An 18,873-nucleotide genomic window follows, 5' to 3' on the forward strand; every position below is an offset into this window, starting at 1 on the left:
CTTATGGTACTCAGTACCATTTGAAACTGGATTCCATTGGAGTTGCCATGCGAGCCGTGCAGATCACCGAGTTCGGCGGTCCCGAGGTCGTGCGGGTGCGGGAGGTGGACGAGCCGCGGCCCGGCCCCGGCCAGGTCGTCGTGGACGTCTCGCGCTGCGGCGTGAACTTCGCCGACACGCTGATGCGCGAGAACGCCTACCTGGCCGCGACCACGCTGCCGGTCGTCCCGGGCGGCGAGGTGGTCGGCAGGACCGCCGACGGCCGCCGCCTGGCCGCCATGCTGGAGCGCGGCGGCTACGCCGAGCAGGCCGCGATCCCGGAGGCGTCCGCCTTCCCGGTGCCCGAGGAGCTCGACGACGTCGCGGCGGTGGCCCTGCTGGCCCAGGGGCTGACCGCGTGGTGGCTGGTCCGCCACACCGGCCGGGTCCAGGCCGGGGAGAGCGTGGTCGTGCACGCCGCGGCGGGCGGCGTCGGCTCGCTGGCGGTGCAGCTCGCCAAGGCGGCGGGCGCGGGCCGGGTGATCGCCTCGGCGAGCACGCCCGCCAAGCGGGAGCTCGCCCTGTCGCTGGGCGCGGACACCGCCGTCGATCCGGCCGCCGACGACCTCACCGCGGCGCTGCGCGCGGCCAACGGCGGCGAGCCCGTGGACGTGGTCCTGGAGATGACCGGCGGCCGGGTCACCGACCAGAGCCTGGCGGCGCTGGCGCCGTTCGGCCGGCTGGCCTTCTACGGGATGGCGGGCGGGGTGGAGCCGCAGCCGGTCTCGCCGCGCGCGCTCCAGCCCCGCTCGGCGACCGTCAGCGGCTTCTGGCTGCTCAACGCCTTCCAGCGGCCCGCCGTCCTGGCCGGGGCGTACGCGGAGATGGCGGCGCAGGTGATCGCGGGCGAGCTGCGGGTGGTCGTGGGCGGGGACCGTCCGATGTCGGAGGTGCGGCAGGTGCACGCGGAGCTCAGGGAACGGCGTACGACCGGCAAGCTCGTGCTCGACCCGCGCCGGTAGGAGCTCCTAGGAGGCGGTCAGGCGGCGGCCGAGCCGCTGCATCGGGCGTTCGAGGAAACGGTAGGTCAGCCGGCTGCCCGGCAGCACGAGGGCGAGGAAGAGCACGCTGACGCCGATCTGCAGGGGCAGCGGCGACCAGCGCATCTCCCCCGCCACCTCCATCACCACGAGGAGCACCGGCAGGTGCACCAGGTAGAGGGAGTAGCTCATCAGCCCGAGCCAGGTGAGCACGGCGGGCACCCGGCGGGCCCGCCAGGCCAGACCGGCCGCGAACGTGAGCCCGGCCAGGACGACGGTCGTGCCCCACACGTCCGGCTGCACCCACCACCACCCGGCGCTGAGCGCCCAGACGGGGGCGACCGTCACCAGCGAGGCGGCCAGGGCCACCGGCCACAGGGAACCCTGGCCGCTCTCCCACCGGCGGATCGCCGTGCCGGTGAACATGACCGCGAGGATCGCCGCCCCGAACCACGGGACGCGGCTGCTCAGCAGCAGCAGGGCCAGGGCCATGACGCCGAGCGCGCACGCCGCCACGGTGCGCAGCCGGCCGGAGACGACGCCGGCCAGCCCGGCGGCGAACACCGCGAACGACACCCACGACAGCCAGCCGCCGGTCAGCGGCGCCGCGCTCAGCGCCAGGCCAGCCACGACCGCGGTCACCCCGAACGCGACGGCGACCAGGCCGCGCCGGTCGCGGACGCCGGTCACGAACAGGGCGGTGACCATCAGGTAGAAGACCATCTCGTAGGAGAGCGTCCACATCGTGTTCATCACCCCGGCGACGCCGACGACGTCCAGCAGCATCGTGGCGTGCGCCGCGGCCGAGGAGGCGTCCCTGGGCACCTCGGCGCGTACCGGGATCCACCAGGACAGGGCCAGGACCACGGCGATGACGGCGAGGTAGAGCGGGTAGAGGCGGAAGGCGCGGCCGATCCAGAAGGCCCGCACGTCGCCGTGCCGTTCCAGTGACGACGGGATGATGTAGCCGCTGACCAGGAAGAACACCAGGACGCCGTACACGCCCAGGTTGAAGAAGGTCGGGCGCAGCCAGGGCATGGCCCAGGTCGTCAGGTGCTCGCCGACCACGGCGAGCGCGCCGACGCCGCGCAGGGCGTCCAGCCAGGCGAGCCTGGACGCCTCCGGACGAACGACCTGGGGGGTGCCAAAGGGAGCAGTCGTCACGCATCCCAACGTATCGGTCCCGCTGGCAACATCCGGGCTCCCCGCCACCCGTCCCGGGTCAAGGACGGCGGGCCGCCCAGGCGGTCCGGGTGCCGCGCACGACGAGCTCGCGGTGGCGGAGGGACTCCGGCGAGTCGGCGGAGAGCAGCCGGTCGAGGGCTGCCAGGTCGTCGGCGGCCAGGTGCCCGGCGAGCCGCGACCGGTAGCCGCTCAGCACCGCCCGCGCGTAGCGGACGGCCCCCGGCGGCGCCGGACGCACCTCGATCGGGAAGTCGCGCCGCGCGGCCACCTCGAACCCGGCCGCCGCCAGGACCGGCCCCCAGTCCGGGTACGGGTCCGGGCCGCTGCCCGCCAGCGCCTCCCGGCAGCGCGCCTCCAGCGCCGCCCCGGCCTCGTCGGACAGCAGGCGCGGCATGCCGTCCATCTCGACGACCGCCAGCAGTCCGCCGGGGGGCAGCGCGGCGTGCACCTCGCGGAGCAGCCGCGCCGGGTCCTCGACGTGGTGCAGCGACGCCGCCGCCCACACCAGGTCCGGCGTGCCGAGCGGCGGCAGGGCCGCGTCCAGGTCGGCCTGGAGCAGGCGCACCCGCTCCCCCAGCCCCTGGCCGCGCGCCGCCGCGCGCAGGCGGTCGAGCATGAGCGGCGACCGGTCGACCGCGACGATGTCGGCGACGGGGAACCGCCGGGCCAGGGCCAGCGTGCCGGTTCCGGTGCCGGCGCCCAGGTCGGCGACCGTGCGCGGGGTGCGGTCGGCCTGCTCGCCGACCCAGGCGGTCAGCTCGTCCAGGAACGGCCCGAGCACTTCGGCGTCCAGGTCGAGCAGGTCCGCCAGGGCTGATTCGTCGCCATGGTGATGTTCGTGGTGGTGATGTCCTTCCATGCCTTCACCGTAGGGGGCTCCTGCGTGTGCGGCATACACTCTTGCCTATGACGCAAGAAGTCGACCTGGACGCCGTGGTCCGGCGGCGCATCCGCGGCCTGCGGCTGGCCCGGGGCTGGTCGCTCGACGCCCTGGCCGCGCGGTGCCGGCTGAGCCCGTCCAACCTGAGCCGCATCGAGACCGGCCACCGCCGGATCGCCCTCGACCAGCTCGTCCCCATCGCGCGGGCCCTCGGCACGACGCTCGACCAGCTCGTCGAGTCCACCGAGGACGACGACGTGGTGATCCGGCCGCTGCCCTGCGACCACCCGGGGATGACCGTGTGGCTGCTGTCCCGGGAACGTTCGCTGCACGGCGTCACGGTGGCCAAGATGCGCATCACCCCCGACCGGCCGCTCGAACCGCAGGCGCATCCCGGGCGCGAGTGGTTCACCGTCCTGTCCGGGACGGCCCGCCTGGTGCTGGGCGAGCGGACCGTCCTGGTGCCGGCGGGCGACGCGGCCGAGTTCTCGACCATGACCCCGCACGCCGTCGGCGCCCACGACGGGCCCGTGGAGCTGCTCACCATCTTCGACCACGACGGCGAGCGCTCCCACCTGCACGCGGGCCAGGCGTAGGCGCGGCGGCCGTCAGGCGCAGGCGTACCCGGACGGGAGCGCGGTGTCGCCGTGCGGGCGGGTCGCCTGGAGGCCGAGGCCGGTGGTGGTGGTTCCGGAGGCGAGGGCGCCGTTGTGCGCGGCGTTCCCGGTGGTCACCGGGCGAACGTCGCACATGTCGGCGTCCGCCAGCTGGGGAACCGGCTGATGCACTTTTGCGAGGCAAAAGTAGATGCTACGGTGAAAGTACTTCTACCGAGGAGGTCCCTTGCGCGATCACGTCGACGCCCACGCCGCCCGTCAGGCGTTGCAGGCGGCCGAGGCGGCGCGGGCGGCGGCCCGTTCGCGGCCGGCCGCCCCCGGCTGGTTCGCCCCGGCGCGCGGGCTGCTGTTCGCGGTCGGCTTCGGGCTGCTCACCGGGCCCTGGGCGCAGCAGGTGCCGGTGATGGTGGCGGGGATCGTGGCCCTGGTGTCCTTCCTGGCCGTGCACGCGGCGGTGATCAGCCGCGGCGGGGTCGTCACCATGCCGGGCGGCCCGCTCCCCCGCCGGCTGATGAACCAGCTCGGCCCCGCCGCCGTCTACGGTCTGGGCTGGCTCGCCGCCATCCCGTTCGGGCAGGGCGCGGGCGCGGTGTGCGCCGCCGTGCTCGGCGGGGCCGCGTTGTGGGCGGTCACGGCATTGGACGGCCATGCCCGCTGACCCCCGGCTGGACGAGGTCATCCAGCACCCCACCCGGCTGACCGTCATGGCGTTCCTGTCGGGCGCGCTGGAGGCGGAGTTCGCCGCGGTCCGCGACTACGCCGAGATCTCCGACGCCAGCGTCAGCCGGATCGTCTCCGCCCTGCAGGAGGCCGGTTACGTGCACGTGCGCAAGGGTTACGTCGGCAAGCGCCCCCGCACGTGGCTCTCGCTGACCCAGGAGGGCCGCCGCGCACTGGCCGGGCACCTCGACGCGCTCCAGGCGATCGCCGAGACGGCCCGCCGGAGCGCCGCCGACCCCACCTGACCCGCCCGCCCGCAGACCCTTGGCGGGAGCCCGGTCAGCCGCCGCCGGTCCCGGCCGGGCCCATGCGGCCGGTGGGCCACGGGGTCTCCGGGTGGGCCTGGCGCCAGGTCAGCAACTGGCGGTCCAGCCGCTCCCGGTCGGTGAGGCGCGGCCTGGCCGGCCGCACGCCCGTACGTTCGAGCAGCCCGCTCGCGGCCTCCGCCAGCCGCAGCCGGGCCGGCGCGAACCGGCGCCGCAGCAGGTCGGCGGTCACCGCCGCGGTCAGCACCGAGGCCGGCCACAGCGCGGCCCTGCCCAGCCCGCCGCTTCCCGCGATCTGGCCGCTCCCCTTGCGATGGTCGATGCCCGTGCTCTGGTCGCCGTCGCCATGCCGCATTCGTCAGCCTCCGGGTTCGTCTGGGGACCGTGGGCGTGCCGGAAGATTCTGCACTTATGGCGCTACCCGGTCCTGCGCCCCTCATGCCGCCGACTTGCGAACGGCGGCGGTACACGTTTGAGTGGCCGCCGGCGGGAAAGCTGGAGACTGGCCCGCCACCCCATCCGACCCCGCCACGCGAGACGATCATGACCCTTCAGTTCGAGCTCCAGTGCCCCATCAGCACTGACCTTGCCCTCATCAGGGACCTGATCCGCGTCCACGGCCGCCACTGCGGGCTGCCCGCCGACCGGCTGGAGGACCTGGTGGTGGCGGTCAACGAGGCGGTCACCAACGTGCTGGACCACGGCGGCCGGACGGGCATGGTGACCTCCCGCGGCGGCGCCGACGGCGTGATCGTCGAGATCCTCGACGTCGCCGGCCGGCTCACCCACGAGCACCTGGCCTCGGCCCGCCTCGACCCGACCGCCTCCCACGGGTACGGCCTGTGGGTCATCCAGCAGCTCTGCGACGAGGTCGTCCTGGAGCAGACCGGGCTCGGCTCGCTGCTGACGCTCGACCTGCGGGCCCGTCGCGGGGCCGGCCGCCTGGACGCGCGCCGCGTCGTGCCGGCCTGACCCTTCTCTCTCCGCGAAAGAAATCTCGGCGGACGACGTCCGGTTCCGTCGGTCCCGTTCGTCACCATGGTGAGACGCCGTCCAAACGAGGAGCGCGAGATGAAGTACATGATGTTCGTCTGCACCGACACCGAGCCCGACACCGACCAGGAGAACCTGCCCGACGTCGAGGCGTGGGTGGCCGAGAACGACGCCCGCGGGCGGCGGGTGCGCGGCGCGGTGCTGGCGCCGGAGTCGGCCGCGACCACCGTGCGGGTGCGCCGCGGCGAGCTGGTCCTGTCCGACGGGCCGTTCGCCGAGACCAAAGAGGTGATCGTGGGCTTCGACCTGCTGGAATGCGCCGACCTCGACGAGGCGGTCGAGGTCGCCCGCAGCCACCCGATGGCCAGGCACGGACGGCTGGAGCTGCGGCCGTTCGCCGACTTCGAGCAGTGAGACGGCACCTGGAGGAGGCGGCGGCGGAGGCGTACCCGCGGATCGTCGCCGCCCTCATCCGGGTCACCGGCGACTGGACCCTCGCCGAGGACTGCGCCCAGGAGGCGCTGGCGCTGGCCGTGCGGCGGTGGCCGGAGGAGGGCGTGCCGTCCAACCCGGGCGGCTGGCTCATGACGGTGGCGCGCAACCGCGCGATCGACGCGCTGCGCCGCGTCTCGATCGAGCGCCGCAAGCTGGCCGAGCTGGCGGCGCTGGCCCTGACCGTCCAGGACGGGCCCGGGGACGGGCGGGAGGAGGAGGTCGTGGACGACCGGCTGCGGCTCGTCTTCACGTGCTGCCATCCGGCGCTGGCCCTGGAGTCGCGGGTGGCGCTGACGTTGCGGACGATCTGCGGCGTGCCCACGGCCGACCTCGCCCGCGCCTTCCTGGTCACCGAGTCGGCGATGACCCGGCGGCTGACCAGGGCGAAGCGGAAGATCGCCGAGGCGGGCATCCCGTACCGGGTGCCGCAGGGGGCGGCGCTGGCCGATCGGCTGCCCGGGGTGCTGGCCGTCCTCTATCTGCTGTTCACGCAGGGGTACGACGCCGGCGGCGAGCCCGCGTTCGCCGAGGAGGCGATCCGGCTGGCGCGGCTGCTGCGGCGGCTCATGCCGGAGCAGGAGGAGGTGACGGCGCTGCTGGCGCTGTTCCTCCTGCAGCACTCCCGCCGGGACGCCCGCCGCGACGCCGCCGGCGACCTGGTGCCCCTCGACCGGCAGGACCGCTCCCGCTGGGACCGGGCCGCGATCGGCGAGGGGCTCGCCCTGCTGGCCGCGGTCGAGGGCGGCGGCCCGTACGGGCTCCAGGCCCGCATCGCCGCCTGCCACGCCACGGCGTCCTCGCTGCCCGGCACCGACTGGTCGCGGATCGCCCGCTGCTACGACGAGCTGGCCCTGCTCCACCCCACGCCCGTGGTGGAGCTGAACCGGGCCGTCGCTCACGGGTACGCCCACGGGCCGCGGGCCGGGCTCGCGCTGCTGGAGCGCTCCCGCGCCGAGCTCGACGGCCATCCGCTGGCCATCGCCGCCGAGGCCGACCTCACCGCCCGCGACGGCGACCCGGCCCACGCGGCGGCGCTGTTCCGGCGGGCCGCCGCCGTCGCCCACAGCGACCAGGAACGCCGCGCCCTCCTCACCCGCGCCACCGAGACCGCGCGCGACGCGAGGCCCTGAGCGGGGGTCAGCCTGCGGGGTGCCGGGGGCCTGGGCGGGCGCCGCGTGCCGTGAGCCAGGACGCCAGGTCGTCGGCGCCGGCGCGGCGGGCGGCGTCCCATTGGGCGAAGGCGCACGCGTCCGACAGCGCCGTGCCGCCGCCGATCACCGCGCCGATGGCCTCGACGTCGGCCCCGGCGTCCAGCAGGGCGTCGAGCACGGGGACGTCGTCGCAGCTCGCGGCCCACATCAGCGGCGTCTCGGCGTGCGGGCCGGCGAAGCGGGCGTCCACCTCGGCCCCGGCCGCCACCAGCTCCCGTACCAGGGCGGGGCCGCCCGGCACGTGGCCCGGCCAGTCGGTGAGGACGTGCAGGAGGGTCCGGGACACCCCGCCCGCCTCGCCCAGCCGGACGCGGGCCAGCCCAGGGTGCCCGGACAGCAGACGCCGTACGCCGTCGAGGTCGCCGAGCCGCACGGCCGCCGCCGCCGACACCGCCAGCGGGTCCGCCGCATCCAGGTAGCGCATGGGCCCATTGTCACGAGCCCCGGCCCGTCCCGCCACGGATCAGCTGGAGGCCGCCCCCGGCCGGGCGCGGGCTAGGTTGGGCGGCATGGGCACCGAGCACGCGCACTACGTGATCGTCGACGCGGGCGGCCATCGGGTCTGGTCACGCCGGGGCGGCGCGGGCACCTTCTACGGCGACCTGCTGCGCGGCCCCGACCGGCTGGCCGCCTTCGTGCGCGAGCAGGAGCACGGCCACGCCCTCGGCTGGGGCGACGCGGTGCGCCGGCAGGCCGTGGCCGTGCTGGACGTGTCCCGCCGCCTGCTGCTGGTCCACTGCTCCCTGGAGATCCGCGGGCCCGTGTGGCGCACGTCCGTGCCGGAGATCCGGGCGTGGCTGGGCGTGCTCGCCGCGCGGTGGCCCGGCTGGACGCTGAAGTGGGCGGCCCGCGGCCTCCACGAGGTCATGGAGCACCTCGGGCTCGGCTACGACACCGTCGCCGGCCTCGACGACCCGCCGGCGCCGCTGCCGCCGCAATGGGGTCAGGGCCCGGCGGAGGACGACGACCTGTCGGTGGTCGCCGACACCCTCGTGGCCGTACGGGACACCACCGGGAGGCTGTCGTTCGCCGGCTGGTGGGGCACCGGCCTGGCCCGCGTGCTGCTCGCCGGTCCCGCCGCCCTGCTGAGCCCCCAGGAGCGGGCGACGCCCTTCGCGGCGCTGGAGGCCGTCCCCTGGAACGGCGTGCACCTCGACGCCGCCGCCCGCACGCTCGACTGGTGGTCGCTGGACTGCTCGCTGCCCCCGTCGCGGCCGGCCGAGCGCTGGCCCGGCTGGCGGCTGACCTGTCATCAGGACGCCTTCGAGGAGGTGGCCGCGCTCGCCGCCCCCGAGCTCCTGCTCGACCTCGACGGCCCGGACGCCGCCCTCCGCCGCGTCACGGAGTGCTTCGGCCGCCCCGCCCGATAAATCGGTCAGAAACAAAAGGGCGGAAGACGGCCGGGCCCGTCGCATTCGCACTTGCACTTCTACGCCTTGCCCGGAGTTGACGCCATAGGGCCCCGCCGGCGCACAGCTCGCGGGGCGCCGGAAAACCGTGTGCCGAAGCCGGGAAGCGACGGCGGCGCGCACGCGGGAGCGGTGCGGACACATTGAAGCACACCTTTGAATTCATCTTCGATAAGATGCGCACCGCCCTGGCCGCCGCCTTCCCGCGGCTGCCCCGTCCGCGTGCCCGCGCCGGGCGGCCCCGTGTCCGCCGCGACCGCCCGCCCGCCCCGCGACCTGGAACATGACCCGGGCATTCGCAGGTGAGATACGCGAGGCGGCCGCCGTGACACCCCGGGCACGCGCGGTTCCGGTCGCGTTTGAAATGCGTTTGACGGGCGGTGTGCCCGGCGAGTTCTCCGCGTTCACCGGCGCCGGGCCGAGCTAAGTTGCCCGCACGCTACTGAAGGGCGCTACAGTACGCAACAACCGTATCGAGCATGGAGTGCCACCATGGCTAAGCAGATTCAAGAGATTCTCATCGACGATGTAGACGGTGGGGAGGCTCATGAGACCGTCGTCTTTGCACTCGATGGCAGCAGCTACGAGATTGACCTTCATGAGGAGAAGGCGGACGCGCTGCGGAAAGCACTGGCGCCCTTCATCGTGAAGGCCCGTCCTGTTCGCGTGGATCGCGGTGGGCGCGGGCGCCGGGCGGCCGTCACCGGCAGCCGCGCGTTGAGCCGGGAGAAGTCTTCGGAGATCCGGCAGTGGGCCAAGGCCAACGGCCTGCCCGTCAGCGAGCGCGGCCGCATCGCCGCCTCGGTGGTCGAGAAGTACGAGGCCGCCCACTAGGCCGCCCACCAGGACGACGTCAGGAGCGCGCCGGCCGTCCGGCTCCCATGCTCGGCTAACGCCCTTGGCGGAGACCTCGGAACGACCTGCGACGCACCTGGCGCCGGCCTGTACTGCCTCGGCCGGAAGCCGTGCCGCGGTGACCGCGGGCGGGTGCGCCGCCCGCGGTCACCGGCGGGTCACTGGACGGTGATCTTGTCCACCTCGACGGTGATCCCCTTGACCTGCGGGGTCGAGGTGGCGGTCGTGATCTTGCCGACCCCCGCGCTGACCCCCTTGACCTTCATCGAGTACGTCAGGCTGCCGCCGGGCGCCCCCGGCGTGCTGGTGACGACCAGATCCTGGGTGGGCGGCCCGGAGATCTGGGCGCCGGCGGTGCCCTCGGCGTTCTCGGCGCCGACCGTCAGGCCGTAACCGGCGGGCGGCGAGCCGGGCAGGTTGCCCGGGTCGTAGGCGTAGCTGACGTCCTCCACGCCGTTGAGCCCGATCCACTGCTGGAAGACCTTCAGGTCGGTGGTGCCGTAGAGGTTCAGCCGCCACTCCACCACCAGCCAGTCGTTGACCCCGTCGGTCAGGATCGTGGCCAGGACGCCCGGCGCGGCGGTGCCGTCCAGGTCGGTCCAGTACGGGGCGAGCACGCCGTTGGGCCGCGCCGGGTCGGGCAGCGTCTGCGGCGTCGGTGAGACGTCGTCGCCGGTGGCCCCGCCCGCGACGCTGTAGCCGTCGGAGGTGACGCCGAGCCGGGTGTAGCTGCGCCCGGCGAACTGGAAGGCGGGCACGGTGAAGTTGAGCGCCTGCTCGTCGCCGATCGGGGTGGGCGTGACGCCGAAGGCGTCCAGCGGGATGTAGCCGGCCGGTCCGGCGCCCGGCGCGATCGCCGGCCGGGCGGGCTGGGTGGCGGCCAGCGTCGCCTTGGTGGTGGCGACCTGGGTGCCGACCTTGGTCGCGCCCGTGACGCCGTTGAGGCGCAGGCGGGCGTCCAGGGTGCTGAGCGCGGTCACCTCGGCGTCCTCGTACGTGGTGTTGCGCACGGTGACGGTGCAGGTGGACTCGCCGGTGTTCGTGGCGATGGTGTCCGGGGCGCAGGTCTGCTCGACCGGCACCGCGCCCTGCTTGCGGTAGAACGCCACCGGCAGGTGCAGCGCGCGCGAGCCGCCGACCTGCTTGAGGTTGACCTGGCCGAAGTACTGGCCGTCGGGCAGTTCCGGCGCGGTGACGACGATGCTCAGCTTGGCGCTCTTGCCGGGCGCGACGGTGAACAGCGGCGGCAGCACGGCGACGGCGGCTCCGCTCACGGTGGTGCCGGAGGCGGTGAAGGTGAGCGGCGAGCCGGTGGTGTTGGTGACGGTGCGCTTGGCGGTGATGACGCCGGGCATGGTGGGCGCGTTCACCGAGGGCAGGTTGAGGTCGATCCGGTTGAGTGGGTCGGTGGCCGAGGCGACGAAGCCGGCGGCGTCCTGGTCCAGGGTCAGTCCGGGGTCACCGGCCTTGGTCAGGTCGATGCGCCCGCCGCCCATGTCGAACGGGTCGGCCTGGGTGGCCCTGTCCTGCTTGGTGACCGCGGTCTTCGCCGTGGTCTCCAGGGCCGACTTGACCTGGCCGGGCGTCCAGGTGGGGTGCAGGGCGAACACCAGCGCCGCCGAGCCGGTGACGTGCGGCGCGGACATCGAGGTGCCGGAGATGACCTGGTAGAGGTTGCCGGGCGGGCCTTCCAGCGGCGACTCGGGGGTCGGCGTCATGCCCGCCATGATGTGCTGGCCGGGCGCGGTGACGTCCGGCTTCAGGAAGTCGCCGCCGGGGCCGCGCGAGGAGAAGTGCGCCATCGCGTCGCCCTGCCAGGTGGACTTGGCGCCCTGCGTGAAGGAGGCGGTGGCGCCGGGGTGGGCGGCCAGGAAGGCCAGCAGGGTGTCGGCCTCGGGCTTGTCCACGTGCACCGACGGCAGCCAGTGGGCGTCGGTGAAGACGTCGAACGGGAAGGCGTTGTAGAGGATCATCCCGGCCGCGCCGCCCTGCCTGACGTTGAAGCTCTTCAGCACGCGGTTGGGGGTGCGCTCACAGGCGACGATCTTCCCGGTGAACAGCCCGGGAGGGGCCGGGACGTCGCACGCGGCGCGCGAGTACGGCGGCGCCGAGGCCGGCACGACCGGCAGCGGCGAGGCCAGGCCCGCGGTGATGGACGCGCCCTTGATCGTCGCCGTGGCGCCGCCGCCGGACAGCGTGACCGTGGACTGGAACGTCCTGGACTGCGAGGAGGCGGCCACCGTGGTCACCCAGGGGCCGCGGTGGTCGGTGGTGCCGGCGCCGGGCCCGGAGTTGCCGGCCGAGGCCGAGACCAGCACGCCGGCCGCGTAGGCGTCGAGGAAGGCCAGCTCGACCGGGTCGCTGTAGGGGTCGCTGCCGCCGGAGACCGAGAAGTTGATCACGCGGACGCCGTCCAGGACGGCCCGCGCCACGGCCTGCGCCGAGTCGGAGGGGAAGCAGCCCTGCGCGCCGCACACCTTGTAGACCGACACCTCGGCGGCCGGGGCGATGCCGTGGATCGGGCCGCGGCTGATGCCCAGCGGGTTCGCGTCGGCGACCGGGCCGCCCGCGGAGGTGCTGGCGGTGTGCGTGCCGTGCCCGTTGGAGTCGCGGGCGCTGTCGCCGTAGACCTCGCCGCCGTAGACGGCGTTGTAGGTCTCCATGAACGGCTGGCCGCCGATCAGCTTGTTGTTGCAGGTGAACGGGTCGCTGGCGGGGGTCAGCGGGTTGTCGCCGAAGTTGCACACGCGCGGCGTGCCGTCCTTGGTGGGCCCTGGGGCGGGCAGGCCGGGGGCGGCGGCGAAGGACGGGTGCTCGGGCCAGGCGCCGGTGTCGAGCACGCCGACGATCACGCCCTTGCCCGCGGAGGAGCTGCCGCCGAGCTTGCCGTAGACGGTGTCGGCGCCGATGAACTCGGGGCTGGAGTCGGTCAGCAGCTGCTGCGGCCTGTCCTCCTGGACGGCGACCGCGCCGGGCAGCCGCAACACGTCGGCCACCTTGTTGCCCGGGACGCGCAGGGCGATGCCGCCGTAGACGGTCCTGACGCGCTGGCCGACGACGGCTCCGGGGACCTTCTTGGCCAGCTCGCCGAGGAAGGCGTTCTCGACGTCCTGGATGTGGGTGCCGTACTTCCTGGCCTCGGCGCTCCTGGTGTCGAGGGCCTTGCCGGTGACGGCGGGGCTGGTGGCCGGCAGCCCCGCCAGCCCGCCCTGGTAGGCGGCCAGCGAGTCGTAGTCCAGCTTGACCATGACGTTGACCGGCGCGGGCGAGGTGACCTTCAGCAGCGCGGCGTCGCTCTTGGCGAGCTTGCCGGTGGGGGACTTGGCGCCCTCGACCACCTCGGCGCCGGTGAGCGGCACCGACCGCCATTTGCCGGGCGGGGCCGGCGTGGCCCGCGCCACGGCCGGGCTCATGGTCAGCACGACACCGAGCCCGACGGCTAACGATGTCAACCGGCGTAAACGGGATGAGAACGAACGGGACAACACAAAGACCTCCTGGCCGAGGAGCTGCACGAACCCGCGGGCCCGGCCGAGGACGTCATGTCACCCCCACGCGCGCATGCCGGAGAGATCGATGACCCTCCCCGGCGGGTGACGAGCGGGACCGCCTCCCCTCCCCGTGGGCGGGGTGGGTTGGCGTCCGAACCGGAGTGTAGACAGCGATCAACTGGCCGAGAACCCCGCCGCTTTGTCACGTTCCGGCCAATTGGCCCCACCAGACGAGCGCCCGCCGCAAAGCTCATATTCGTCCCTCCTCTTCGCCAGAATCCGGCAACGGTGAGCATCACCCCCAATACGGATATCTACAGTTGTCCTATGGGCGATCAACGGGACGCGGCGCCGACGTCAGCGCAGGACGGAACGAGGTAGCCCGTGGGCGGCCACGCCGACGAGGGGACCCGGCCGTACACCTCGGCGCTGGACGAGCTGCTCGCCCAGGCCGCCCGTGACACCGGCGCGCACATCGGCGCGGTGTACCTACTGACGGGCTCCCCGCAGGTCCTGGTGATGGAGGCGGAGATCGGGCTGCCCGCGCAGCTCGTCAAGCCGTGGACCACCGTCAGGCTGGACGGCGGCGCGCCCGTGGCCGCCGCCGTGCGCCAGGGGCGGCTGGTGTGGGTGCCGACCGCGCAGGAGCTGGCCCGCCGCTTCCCGGGCACGGCCCTGGCCTTCCCGTACGCCTTCGCCTCGGCCGCCGCGCCCCTGCACAGCGACTCCCGCATGTGGGGCTCGTGGATCCTGCTCTGGCCGGAGGGGCGGCCGGCCGAGCTGAGCGGGCGGGAGCAGGAGGTCATCGCCGCCACGAGCGAGCGCCTGGCGGCCGTCCTGGAGCAGGCCGCCGACAGCGGATGTCCGCTGCGTCCCGGGGGCGAGCCGCGGGTGCTGACCCCGGTGCCGCCGCCGATGCCCGACCCGTACGAGGCCGTGGCCGCGGCCGGCTACCTGGACCGGCTGCGGGACGGCTCCGTCGCGCTCGACCTGGACGGCGTCGTCACCTTCGCCAGCCCCGCCGCCGCCGGACTGCTCGGCACCACCGTCTCGGAGTTGCTGGGCACGCCGCTGTGGGAGACGGCGACGTGGCTGAAGGACCCGGCCTTCCAGGACCGCTGCCGGGCGGCGGTGGTCGGCCAGCAGGTCGCCTCCTGCTCGGCCCGCCGGCCGGACGGCCACGAGCTGGAGTTCGTCCTGCACCCGGACCCGACGGGCCTGAGCCTGCGCATCACCCCCTCGGGGGCCGACCTGTCCGCGCAGCGGCCCGCGCGCGCCTTCATGCCGGACAACTCGGGGCTGCCGCGGGCCGACGTCTTCTACAACTTCCTGCACATGGCCTCGGCGATGACCCGGGCGCTGAACGTCAGGGAGGTCGTCGATCTCATCGCCGAGCACGTCATGCCGGTGTTCAAGGCGCAGGCCATGGCGATCATGAGGGCGGAGAGCGGCCGGATGCGGATCGTCGGCTCCCACGGCTACGTCCCCGAGGTGCTGGAGCGGTTCGACGGCCAGACGCTGGCCGCGCCCAGCCCCGCCGAGCAGGTCGTCCGCACGGGCGAGCCCGCCTTCTACGCCGACCGGGCCGAGCTGAGCCGGGCCTTCCCCGACACCGCCCAGGACGACGGGATGGCCGCCTGGGCCTTCCTGCCGCTGACCGTCTCCGACGACACCTTCGGCGTCTGCCTGCTGGCCTTCGACCACCCGCGGCCGTTCGCCGCGGAGCAGTGCGCGACGCTGACCACGCTGGCGGGGCTGATGGGCCAGGCCCTGGACCGCGCGCTGCTCTACGACACCAAGGACCGGCTGGCCCACAGCCTGCAGACCTCGCTGCTGCCCGGCAGCCTGCCCGACATGCCGGGCCTGGAGGTGGCCGCCCGGTACGTGCCCGCGACCCGCGGCGTCGGCATCGGCGGCGACTTCTACGACCTGATCCGGCTCAACGAGACCACCGCCGCCGCCGTCATCGGGGACGTCCAGGGGCACAACATGACGGCCGCGGCGCTCATGGGCCAGGTGCGCACCGCCATCCACGCCCACGCCGCCGTCGGGGCCAGCCCCGGGGACGTGCTCCAGCACACCAACCGGCTGCTCATGGACCTGGACACCGACCTGTTCACCAGCTGCCTGCTCATCTACTTCGACCTGCGCCTGCGCACGCTGCGGGCGGCCAACGCCGGTCATCCCCTGCCGCTGCTGCGCCCGCCCAACATGCCGGCCGAGATCATCGACATCCCGGCGGGCCTGCTGCTCGGCATCGACGCCGACGCCGAGTACGCCACGGTGGAGGTGCCGTTCCCGCCGGGCGCCGTCCTGGCCCTCTACACCGACGGGCTGGTCGAGGCGCCGGGCGTGGACCTGGACGAGGCCATCGGGACGCTGGCGGCGTACCTGACCAGCGCCCCGCGCGAGCAGCTCCAGCAGGTCGCCGGGACGCTGCTGGACCACGCCCCGCACACCGACGACATCGCGCTGCTGCTCCTGCGGCACCGGGAGAACGCGGGCTGAGCCCCGCTCAGTGCTCAGTGCTCAGTGCTCAGTGCGAGACGAACGTGCGGTGGTCGGCCAGGGCGAGCGCCAGGACGAAGTCGAGCAACTTGAGCAGCCCCCGCCCGGCGAGCCGGACCGGGGCGGGACGGCGGGAGCAGTAGGCGGCCGACCACAGGGCGGGTACGTGTCGTTCCATGCGGACCAGGATGTCCTGGCGTGCACTGATCGATCCAACACATCGTCTCGCTGGCAGCCATCGTTATCGTAGATGGATGGAACTGCGCCAGCTCCGCCACTTCGTCGCCGTCACCACCCACGGCAGCTTCACCGCCGCCGCGCGCGCCGAGCTGATCGTGCAGTCGGCGCTCAGCACGTCCGTCCGCAAGCTCGAACGCGAGCTCGGCGCCGACCTGTTCGAGCGCACCGGACGGCGGCCGGTCCTCACCCCGGCCGGGCACGCGTTCCTGCCGGCCGCGCGGGCGCTGCTGGCCGACGCCGCGGCGGCCGGCGACGCCGTGTCCGCGGTGTCCGGGCTGGCCACCGGCCGGGTGGCGATCGGCACCATCCAGACGCTCACCAGCGTCGACCTGCCGGCCGAGCTGGCCGCCTTCCACCGTCTGCGGCCGGGCATCCAGATCTCGGTGCGCGACGCGCCGGTGGCGGGGCTGCTCGACGCGCTGCTGGCCCGCGAGCTCGACCTGGCCTACCTGGCGCTCGACGGCGCCGAGCTGCCGGCGGGGCTGGCCGTGTTCGACTCCTGGGAGGAGGAGCTGGTGCTGATGACCTCGCCCGACCACCGGCTGGCCGGCGCGGGGCGGGCCCTGCTGTCGGAGCTGACGGAGGAGCCGTTCGTGGACTTCAAGGCCGGCACCGGGCTGGAGACGGCGGTGCGCCGGCTGGCCGCCGGGTGCGGGCTGCACCGGCAGATCACCTGCGAGGTCACCCAGATCCGGCTGCTGGTCGACCTGGTGCGCGCCGGGATCGGGGTGGCGATCGTCCCCCGGCGGGTGGCCGAGCAGGAGGGGCTGCCGACCGTGCGCATCCGCCAGCCCGATCCGGCCAGGACGGTCGTGCTGGCCGGCCGGGCGCCCGTTCCCGCGAACCCGGCCGCCGCCGCCCTGCTGGCGCACCTCACCCGGTGACCCGGATCGGACTTGCGAGGCCCGGCCCCGGCGGCGCATAACCGGTTGAACGGGCGGGGTCTTCGTGGTGGGATGGCCCGCTGTGTCAGCGATCCAGGACCTCGTGCGGCCCGACGTCTATCCGCTCTCCTCCAAGTACGACCCGGAATGGGTGCTCGGGCTGGACATGGGCCCCCATCCGCTGTGGCTGCTGGAGGACCTGGCCCGCGACCTCGACCTGCGGCCCGGCATGCGGGTGCTCGACCTGGGCTCGGGCCTGGGCGCGACCTCGGTCTTCCTGGCCCGCGAGTTCGGGGTGGAGGTGGTGGCCGCCGACCTGTGGGTCGCGCCCGAGAAGGCCGCGGCCGTCTTCGCCGCGGCGGGCGTGGCGGACCGCGTCCGGGCCGTACGGGCCGAGGCGCACGCGCTGCCGTTCGAGCAGGAGTCCTTCGACGCCATCGTCAGCGTGGACGCCTTCGAGTACTTCGGCACGGCCGACTCCTACCTGCCCTACCTGGTCCGCTTCCTGCGGCCCGGCGGGCAGCTCGGCGTCGCCACGCCCGGCATGACCCGCGAGGTCCGCGACCTCGGGCACATCCCCGCCCACGTCAAGGCGCTGGTCGGCTGGGAGGCCATCGCCTGGCACACCGCCGCGTGGTGGCGCTTCCAGTGGGAGATCACCGAGCTGGTCACGGTGACGTCCGCGCGCCTGCAGGACGGCGGATGGCACGACTGGCTGCTGTGGGCCCGCGCCCGGCAGGAGACGGCGACGATCGCCATGCTCGAAGCCGACCAGGGGGAATACCTGTCCTTCGCGCTGGTCACCGCGCGCCGGAACCCGCCCGCGCCCTGACCCGGCGCCCCCTGGAGTCTGGCGTATGGGCGGGAGAGTCCTGGCCATGGCCGCGCTCCCCCGGTGTCGCGTTGACTTGTCCTCGCGCGTCCGGGACGTCGGGCGCGGGAACGAACAAGGGGACACACTGATGTCGGTTCTGCGCACCGTCGTGCTGATCGCGGCGACCATGGCGACCGGGCTCGCGGCGGGCGTCTTCGGGCTCTACTCGCACACCATCATGCGCGGTCTGGGCGCGACCGACGACCGCACGTTCGTCGGGGCGTTCCAGGCCGTCGACCGGGCGATCCTCAACCCGTGGTTCATGCTCAGCTTCGTCGGCGCGCTGGCCTTCACGGGCCTGGCGGCGGCGCTGCACCTCGGCCAGAACGTGCGCGCGGTGCTGCCCTGGATCATCGTCGCGCTGGTGCTCTACCTGGTCGCCTTCGTGCTCACGGTGGCCGTGAACGTGCCGCTCAACGACGCCATCAAGGCGGCCGGCGACCCCGACCGGATCGCCGACCTGGCCGCGGTGCGCCGCGCGTTCGACGAGGCCAAGTGGGCCGGTTACAACCTCGTCCGGACGATCACCACCACCGGCGCGTTCGCCTCGCTGTGCTGGGCGCTCGTCAAGAGCGGCCGGGTGGGCTGACGGCGCGCTCGACCAGCGCGACGCGGTCGGCCAGCGGCCCGGCGGGCACCTCGACGAGGTCGAACCCGAGGTCGCGGTAGGTCCTCTCGTGCAGGCGCTCGAAGTCCAGCGCCTCCTCGTAGCCGATCCGCCGGGCGGAGGTGGCGCGGACGAACCCCTGGTTGCGCACGAAGAACACCTTCCCGTCGTACGTCCCCCGGTCCACCACCCGCTCGACCTCGCGGGCGAGCAGGCGCGAGGCGGGAAACCCGAGGAAGCGGCTCAGCGCCAGCGTGCAGACCGGCGAGCGGTCGAAGAAGACGGCGGCCTCGCCGCCCGCGGGGGCGGCCTCCTGGCGCCGCCGCTGGAGCCTGACCACCTCCTCGACGAAGGCGGGCTCGCGCCAGGGCTCCGCGCGGCCGAGCGCCTGGCCGAGGGCGATGACGTCCGTCGCCGCCTCCTCGACGACGCTGAACCCGTGGACCTCCAGCAGCCGCAGGACGGCCGTCTTCCCGGCGCCCGGGGTGCCGGTGAGAACGTGATTCGGCACGGTTCTTCTCCGTTTCCGTGGGGGTTGATGGCGAGCTACGGGCGCTGATACACGGCCGATACACGGCCGAGCGCCCGGTGATACCCGGCCAAGGCCGGGCGGACGGAA

General features: G+C 74.1%; 21 protein-coding genes. 13 read left to right on the forward strand and 8 right to left on the reverse strand.

The window, feature by feature from the left end:
* Window positions 1-47 precede the first annotated feature (47 nt).
* Window positions 48-1,001 carry a zinc-binding alcohol dehydrogenase family protein gene (locus ACFYUV_RS17640; protein WP_387669625.1) on the forward strand — a complete coding sequence of 318 codons (954 nt, stop codon included), beginning with the start codon at window positions 48-50 and terminating at the stop codon, window positions 999-1,001.
* Between the two features lie 6 nt (window positions 1,002-1,007).
* Here the strand turns inward: ACFYUV_RS17640 and ACFYUV_RS17645 are convergent, their stop codons facing one another.
* Window positions 1,008-2,183 (reverse strand): acyltransferase family protein, encoded by a 1,176-nt coding sequence (locus ACFYUV_RS17645; RefSeq protein ID WP_387669626.1) that lies wholly within the window; start codon window positions 2,181-2,183, stop codon window positions 1,008-1,010.
* Between the two features lie 58 nt (window positions 2,184-2,241).
* A complete protein-coding gene (locus tag ACFYUV_RS17650) occupies window positions 2,242-3,063 on the reverse strand; it encodes a class I SAM-dependent methyltransferase (protein WP_387669627.1) in 822 nt (273 codons plus the stop codon).
* 47 nt (window positions 3,064-3,110) lie between these two features.
* On the opposite strand from ACFYUV_RS17650, the gene ACFYUV_RS17655 reads away from it, so the two are divergent.
* On the forward strand, window positions 3,111-3,680 hold the full coding sequence (locus ACFYUV_RS17655) for a cupin domain-containing protein (RefSeq protein WP_387669628.1): 570 nt from the start codon (window positions 3,111-3,113) through the stop codon (window positions 3,678-3,680).
* A 12-nt stretch (window positions 3,681-3,692) separates the two neighbouring features.
* Here ACFYUV_RS17655 and ACFYUV_RS17660 read toward each other — a convergent pair whose 3' ends face one another.
* Entirely contained in the window at window positions 3,693-3,836 is a 144-nt protein-coding gene (locus ACFYUV_RS17660; RefSeq protein ID WP_387669629.1) for a hypothetical protein, read from the reverse strand.
* Window positions 3,837-3,927: 91 nt separating this feature from the next.
* Here ACFYUV_RS17660 and ACFYUV_RS17665 point away from each other — a divergent pair, with 91 nt between their 5' ends.
* Together ACFYUV_RS17665 and ACFYUV_RS17670 are read left to right on the forward strand one after the other, a co-directional pair.
* Window positions 3,928-4,359 carry a hypothetical protein gene (locus ACFYUV_RS17665; RefSeq protein ID WP_387669631.1) on the forward strand — a complete coding sequence of 144 codons (432 nt, stop codon included), beginning with the start codon at window positions 3,928-3,930 and terminating at the stop codon, window positions 4,357-4,359.
* The gene (locus tag ACFYUV_RS17670) at window positions 4,349-4,666 is read left to right on the forward strand and encodes a transcriptional regulator (RefSeq protein ID WP_358301360.1); all 318 of its coding nucleotides are present in this window, start codon (window positions 4,349-4,351) and stop codon (window positions 4,664-4,666) included. Before ACFYUV_RS17665 ends, ACFYUV_RS17670 begins: the two co-directional genes overlap by 11 nt.
* A gap of 34 nt (window positions 4,667-4,700) precedes the next feature.
* Here the strand turns inward: ACFYUV_RS17670 and ACFYUV_RS17675 are convergent, their stop codons facing one another.
* Window positions 4,701-5,042 (reverse strand): hypothetical protein, encoded by a 342-nt coding sequence (locus ACFYUV_RS17675; RefSeq protein WP_387669632.1) that lies wholly within the window; start codon window positions 5,040-5,042, stop codon window positions 4,701-4,703.
* Between the two features lie 188 nt (window positions 5,043-5,230).
* On the opposite strand from ACFYUV_RS17675, the gene ACFYUV_RS17680 reads away from it, so the two are divergent.
* From ACFYUV_RS17680 to ACFYUV_RS17690, 3 genes are all read left to right on the forward strand, one after another.
* A complete protein-coding gene (locus ACFYUV_RS17680) occupies window positions 5,231-5,659 on the forward strand; it encodes an ATP-binding protein (RefSeq protein ID WP_387669633.1) in 429 nt (142 codons plus the stop codon).
* 99 nt (window positions 5,660-5,758) lie between these two features.
* Window positions 5,759-6,094, forward strand: a complete 336-nt coding sequence (locus ACFYUV_RS17685; RefSeq protein ID WP_358301365.1) for a YciI family protein — start codon at window positions 5,759-5,761, stop codon at window positions 6,092-6,094.
* A complete protein-coding gene (locus tag ACFYUV_RS17690; protein ID WP_387669635.1) occupies window positions 6,091-7,305 on the forward strand; it encodes an RNA polymerase sigma factor in 1,215 nt (404 codons plus the stop codon). Before ACFYUV_RS17685 ends, ACFYUV_RS17690 begins: the two co-directional genes overlap by 4 nt.
* Before the next feature lie 7 nt (window positions 7,306-7,312).
* Here the strand turns inward: ACFYUV_RS17690 and ACFYUV_RS17695 are convergent, their stop codons facing one another.
* Window positions 7,313-7,810 carry an ankyrin repeat domain-containing protein gene (locus ACFYUV_RS17695; RefSeq protein ID WP_387669636.1) on the reverse strand — a complete coding sequence of 166 codons (498 nt, stop codon included), beginning with the start codon at window positions 7,808-7,810 and terminating at the stop codon, window positions 7,313-7,315.
* Window positions 7,811-7,895: 85 nt separating this feature from the next.
* On the opposite strand from ACFYUV_RS17695, the gene ACFYUV_RS17700 reads away from it, so the two are divergent.
* Window positions 7,896-8,756: a hypothetical protein gene (locus ACFYUV_RS17700; RefSeq protein WP_387669637.1), complete on the forward strand. Its 861-nt coding sequence runs from the start codon at window positions 7,896-7,898 to the stop codon at window positions 8,754-8,756.
* A gap of 531 nt (window positions 8,757-9,287) precedes the next feature.
* A complete protein-coding gene (locus tag ACFYUV_RS17705) occupies window positions 9,288-9,629 on the forward strand; it encodes an Lsr2 family protein (protein ID WP_352330153.1) in 342 nt (113 codons plus the stop codon).
* Window positions 9,630-9,808: 179 nt separating this feature from the next.
* Here ACFYUV_RS17705 and ACFYUV_RS17710 read toward each other — a convergent pair whose 3' ends face one another.
* The gene (locus ACFYUV_RS17710) at window positions 9,809-13,063 is read right to left on the reverse strand and encodes a S8 family serine peptidase (protein ID WP_387669638.1); all 3,255 of its coding nucleotides are present in this window, start codon (window positions 13,061-13,063) and stop codon (window positions 9,809-9,811) included.
* Between the two features lie 462 nt (window positions 13,064-13,525).
* On the opposite strand from ACFYUV_RS17710, the gene ACFYUV_RS17715 reads away from it, so the two are divergent.
* Window positions 13,526-15,649 (forward strand): SpoIIE family protein phosphatase, encoded by a 2,124-nt coding sequence (locus tag ACFYUV_RS17715; RefSeq protein WP_387669639.1) that lies wholly within the window; start codon window positions 13,526-13,528, stop codon window positions 15,647-15,649.
* A 28-nt stretch (window positions 15,650-15,677) separates the two neighbouring features.
* Here ACFYUV_RS17715 and ACFYUV_RS17720 read toward each other — a convergent pair whose 3' ends face one another.
* On the reverse strand, window positions 15,678-15,827 hold the full coding sequence (locus ACFYUV_RS17720; protein WP_387669640.1) for a hypothetical protein: 150 nt from the start codon (window positions 15,825-15,827) through the stop codon (window positions 15,678-15,680).
* A 76-nt stretch (window positions 15,828-15,903) separates the two neighbouring features.
* On the opposite strand from ACFYUV_RS17720, the gene ACFYUV_RS17725 reads away from it, so the two are divergent.
* The 3 genes from ACFYUV_RS17725 to ACFYUV_RS17735 all read left to right on the forward strand — a co-directional run bounded on the left by ACFYUV_RS17725 (window position 15,904) and on the right by ACFYUV_RS17735 (window position 18,236).
* The gene (locus tag ACFYUV_RS17725; protein WP_387669642.1) at window positions 15,904-16,773 is read left to right on the forward strand and encodes a LysR family transcriptional regulator; all 870 of its coding nucleotides are present in this window, start codon (window positions 15,904-15,906) and stop codon (window positions 16,771-16,773) included.
* Between the two features lie 82 nt (window positions 16,774-16,855).
* On the forward strand, window positions 16,856-17,605 hold the full coding sequence (locus ACFYUV_RS17730) for a methyltransferase domain-containing protein (RefSeq protein WP_364342633.1): 750 nt from the start codon (window positions 16,856-16,858) through the stop codon (window positions 17,603-17,605).
* A 130-nt stretch (window positions 17,606-17,735) separates the two neighbouring features.
* Window positions 17,736-18,236: an anthrone oxygenase family protein gene (locus ACFYUV_RS17735; RefSeq protein WP_358301390.1), complete on the forward strand. Its 501-nt coding sequence runs from the start codon at window positions 17,736-17,738 to the stop codon at window positions 18,234-18,236.
* On the opposite strand, the gene ACFYUV_RS17740 is transcribed toward ACFYUV_RS17735, so the two are convergent.
* On the reverse strand, window positions 18,214-18,765 hold the full coding sequence (locus ACFYUV_RS17740) for an AAA family ATPase (protein WP_387669644.1): 552 nt from the start codon (window positions 18,763-18,765) through the stop codon (window positions 18,214-18,216). The genes ACFYUV_RS17735 and ACFYUV_RS17740 overlap by 23 nt on opposite strands.
* Between the last annotated feature and the right edge of the window lie 108 nt (window positions 18,766-18,873).

This window comes from Nonomuraea sp. NPDC003560, from assembly GCF_042878785.1.
Taxonomy (GTDB): Bacteria; Actinomycetota; Actinomycetes; order Streptosporangiales; family Streptosporangiaceae; genus Nonomuraea.

Excerpts from the sequence above, each read along its gene's own strand:
- ACFYUV_RS17650 (WP_387669627.1), bottom strand. The coding sequence starts at position 3,063 with ATGGAAGGACATCACCACCACGAACATCACCATGGCGACGAATCAGCC.
- ACFYUV_RS17685 (WP_358301365.1), top strand. The coding sequence starts at position 5,759 with ATGAAGTACATGATGTTCGTCTGCACCGACACCGAGCCCGACACCGAC.
- ACFYUV_RS17695 (WP_387669636.1), bottom strand. The coding sequence starts at position 7,810 with ATGCGCTACCTGGATGCGGCGGACCCGCTGGCGGTGTCGGCGGCGGCG.
- ACFYUV_RS17700 (WP_387669637.1), top strand. The coding sequence starts at position 7,896 with ATGGGCACCGAGCACGCGCACTACGTGATCGTCGACGCGGGCGGCCAT.
- ACFYUV_RS17675 (WP_387669632.1), bottom strand. The coding sequence starts at position 5,042 with ATGCGGCATGGCGACGGCGACCAGAGCACGGGCATCGACCATCGCAAG.
- ACFYUV_RS17710 (WP_387669638.1), bottom strand. The coding sequence starts at position 13,063 with ATGAGCCCGGCCGTGGCGCGGGCCACGCCGGCCCCGCCCGGCAAATGG.
- ACFYUV_RS17655 (WP_387669628.1), top strand. The coding sequence starts at position 3,111 with ATGACGCAAGAAGTCGACCTGGACGCCGTGGTCCGGCGGCGCATCCGC.
- ACFYUV_RS17720 (WP_387669640.1), bottom strand. The coding sequence starts at position 15,827 with ATGGAACGACACGTACCCGCCCTGTGGTCGGCCGCCTACTGCTCCCGC.
- ACFYUV_RS17705 (WP_352330153.1), top strand. The coding sequence starts at position 9,288 with ATGGCTAAGCAGATTCAAGAGATTCTCATCGACGATGTAGACGGTGGG.
- ACFYUV_RS17640 (WP_387669625.1), top strand. The coding sequence starts at position 48 with ATGCGAGCCGTGCAGATCACCGAGTTCGGCGGTCCCGAGGTCGTGCGG.
- ACFYUV_RS17735 (WP_358301390.1), top strand. The coding sequence starts at position 17,736 with ATGTCGGTTCTGCGCACCGTCGTGCTGATCGCGGCGACCATGGCGACC.
- ACFYUV_RS17680 (WP_387669633.1), top strand. The coding sequence starts at position 5,231 with ATGACCCTTCAGTTCGAGCTCCAGTGCCCCATCAGCACTGACCTTGCC.
- ACFYUV_RS17660 (WP_387669629.1), bottom strand. The coding sequence starts at position 3,836 with ATGTGCGACGTTCGCCCGGTGACCACCGGGAACGCCGCGCACAACGGC.
- ACFYUV_RS17670 (WP_358301360.1), top strand. The coding sequence starts at position 4,349 with ATGCCCGCTGACCCCCGGCTGGACGAGGTCATCCAGCACCCCACCCGG.
- ACFYUV_RS17725 (WP_387669642.1), top strand. The coding sequence starts at position 15,904 with ATGGAACTGCGCCAGCTCCGCCACTTCGTCGCCGTCACCACCCACGGC.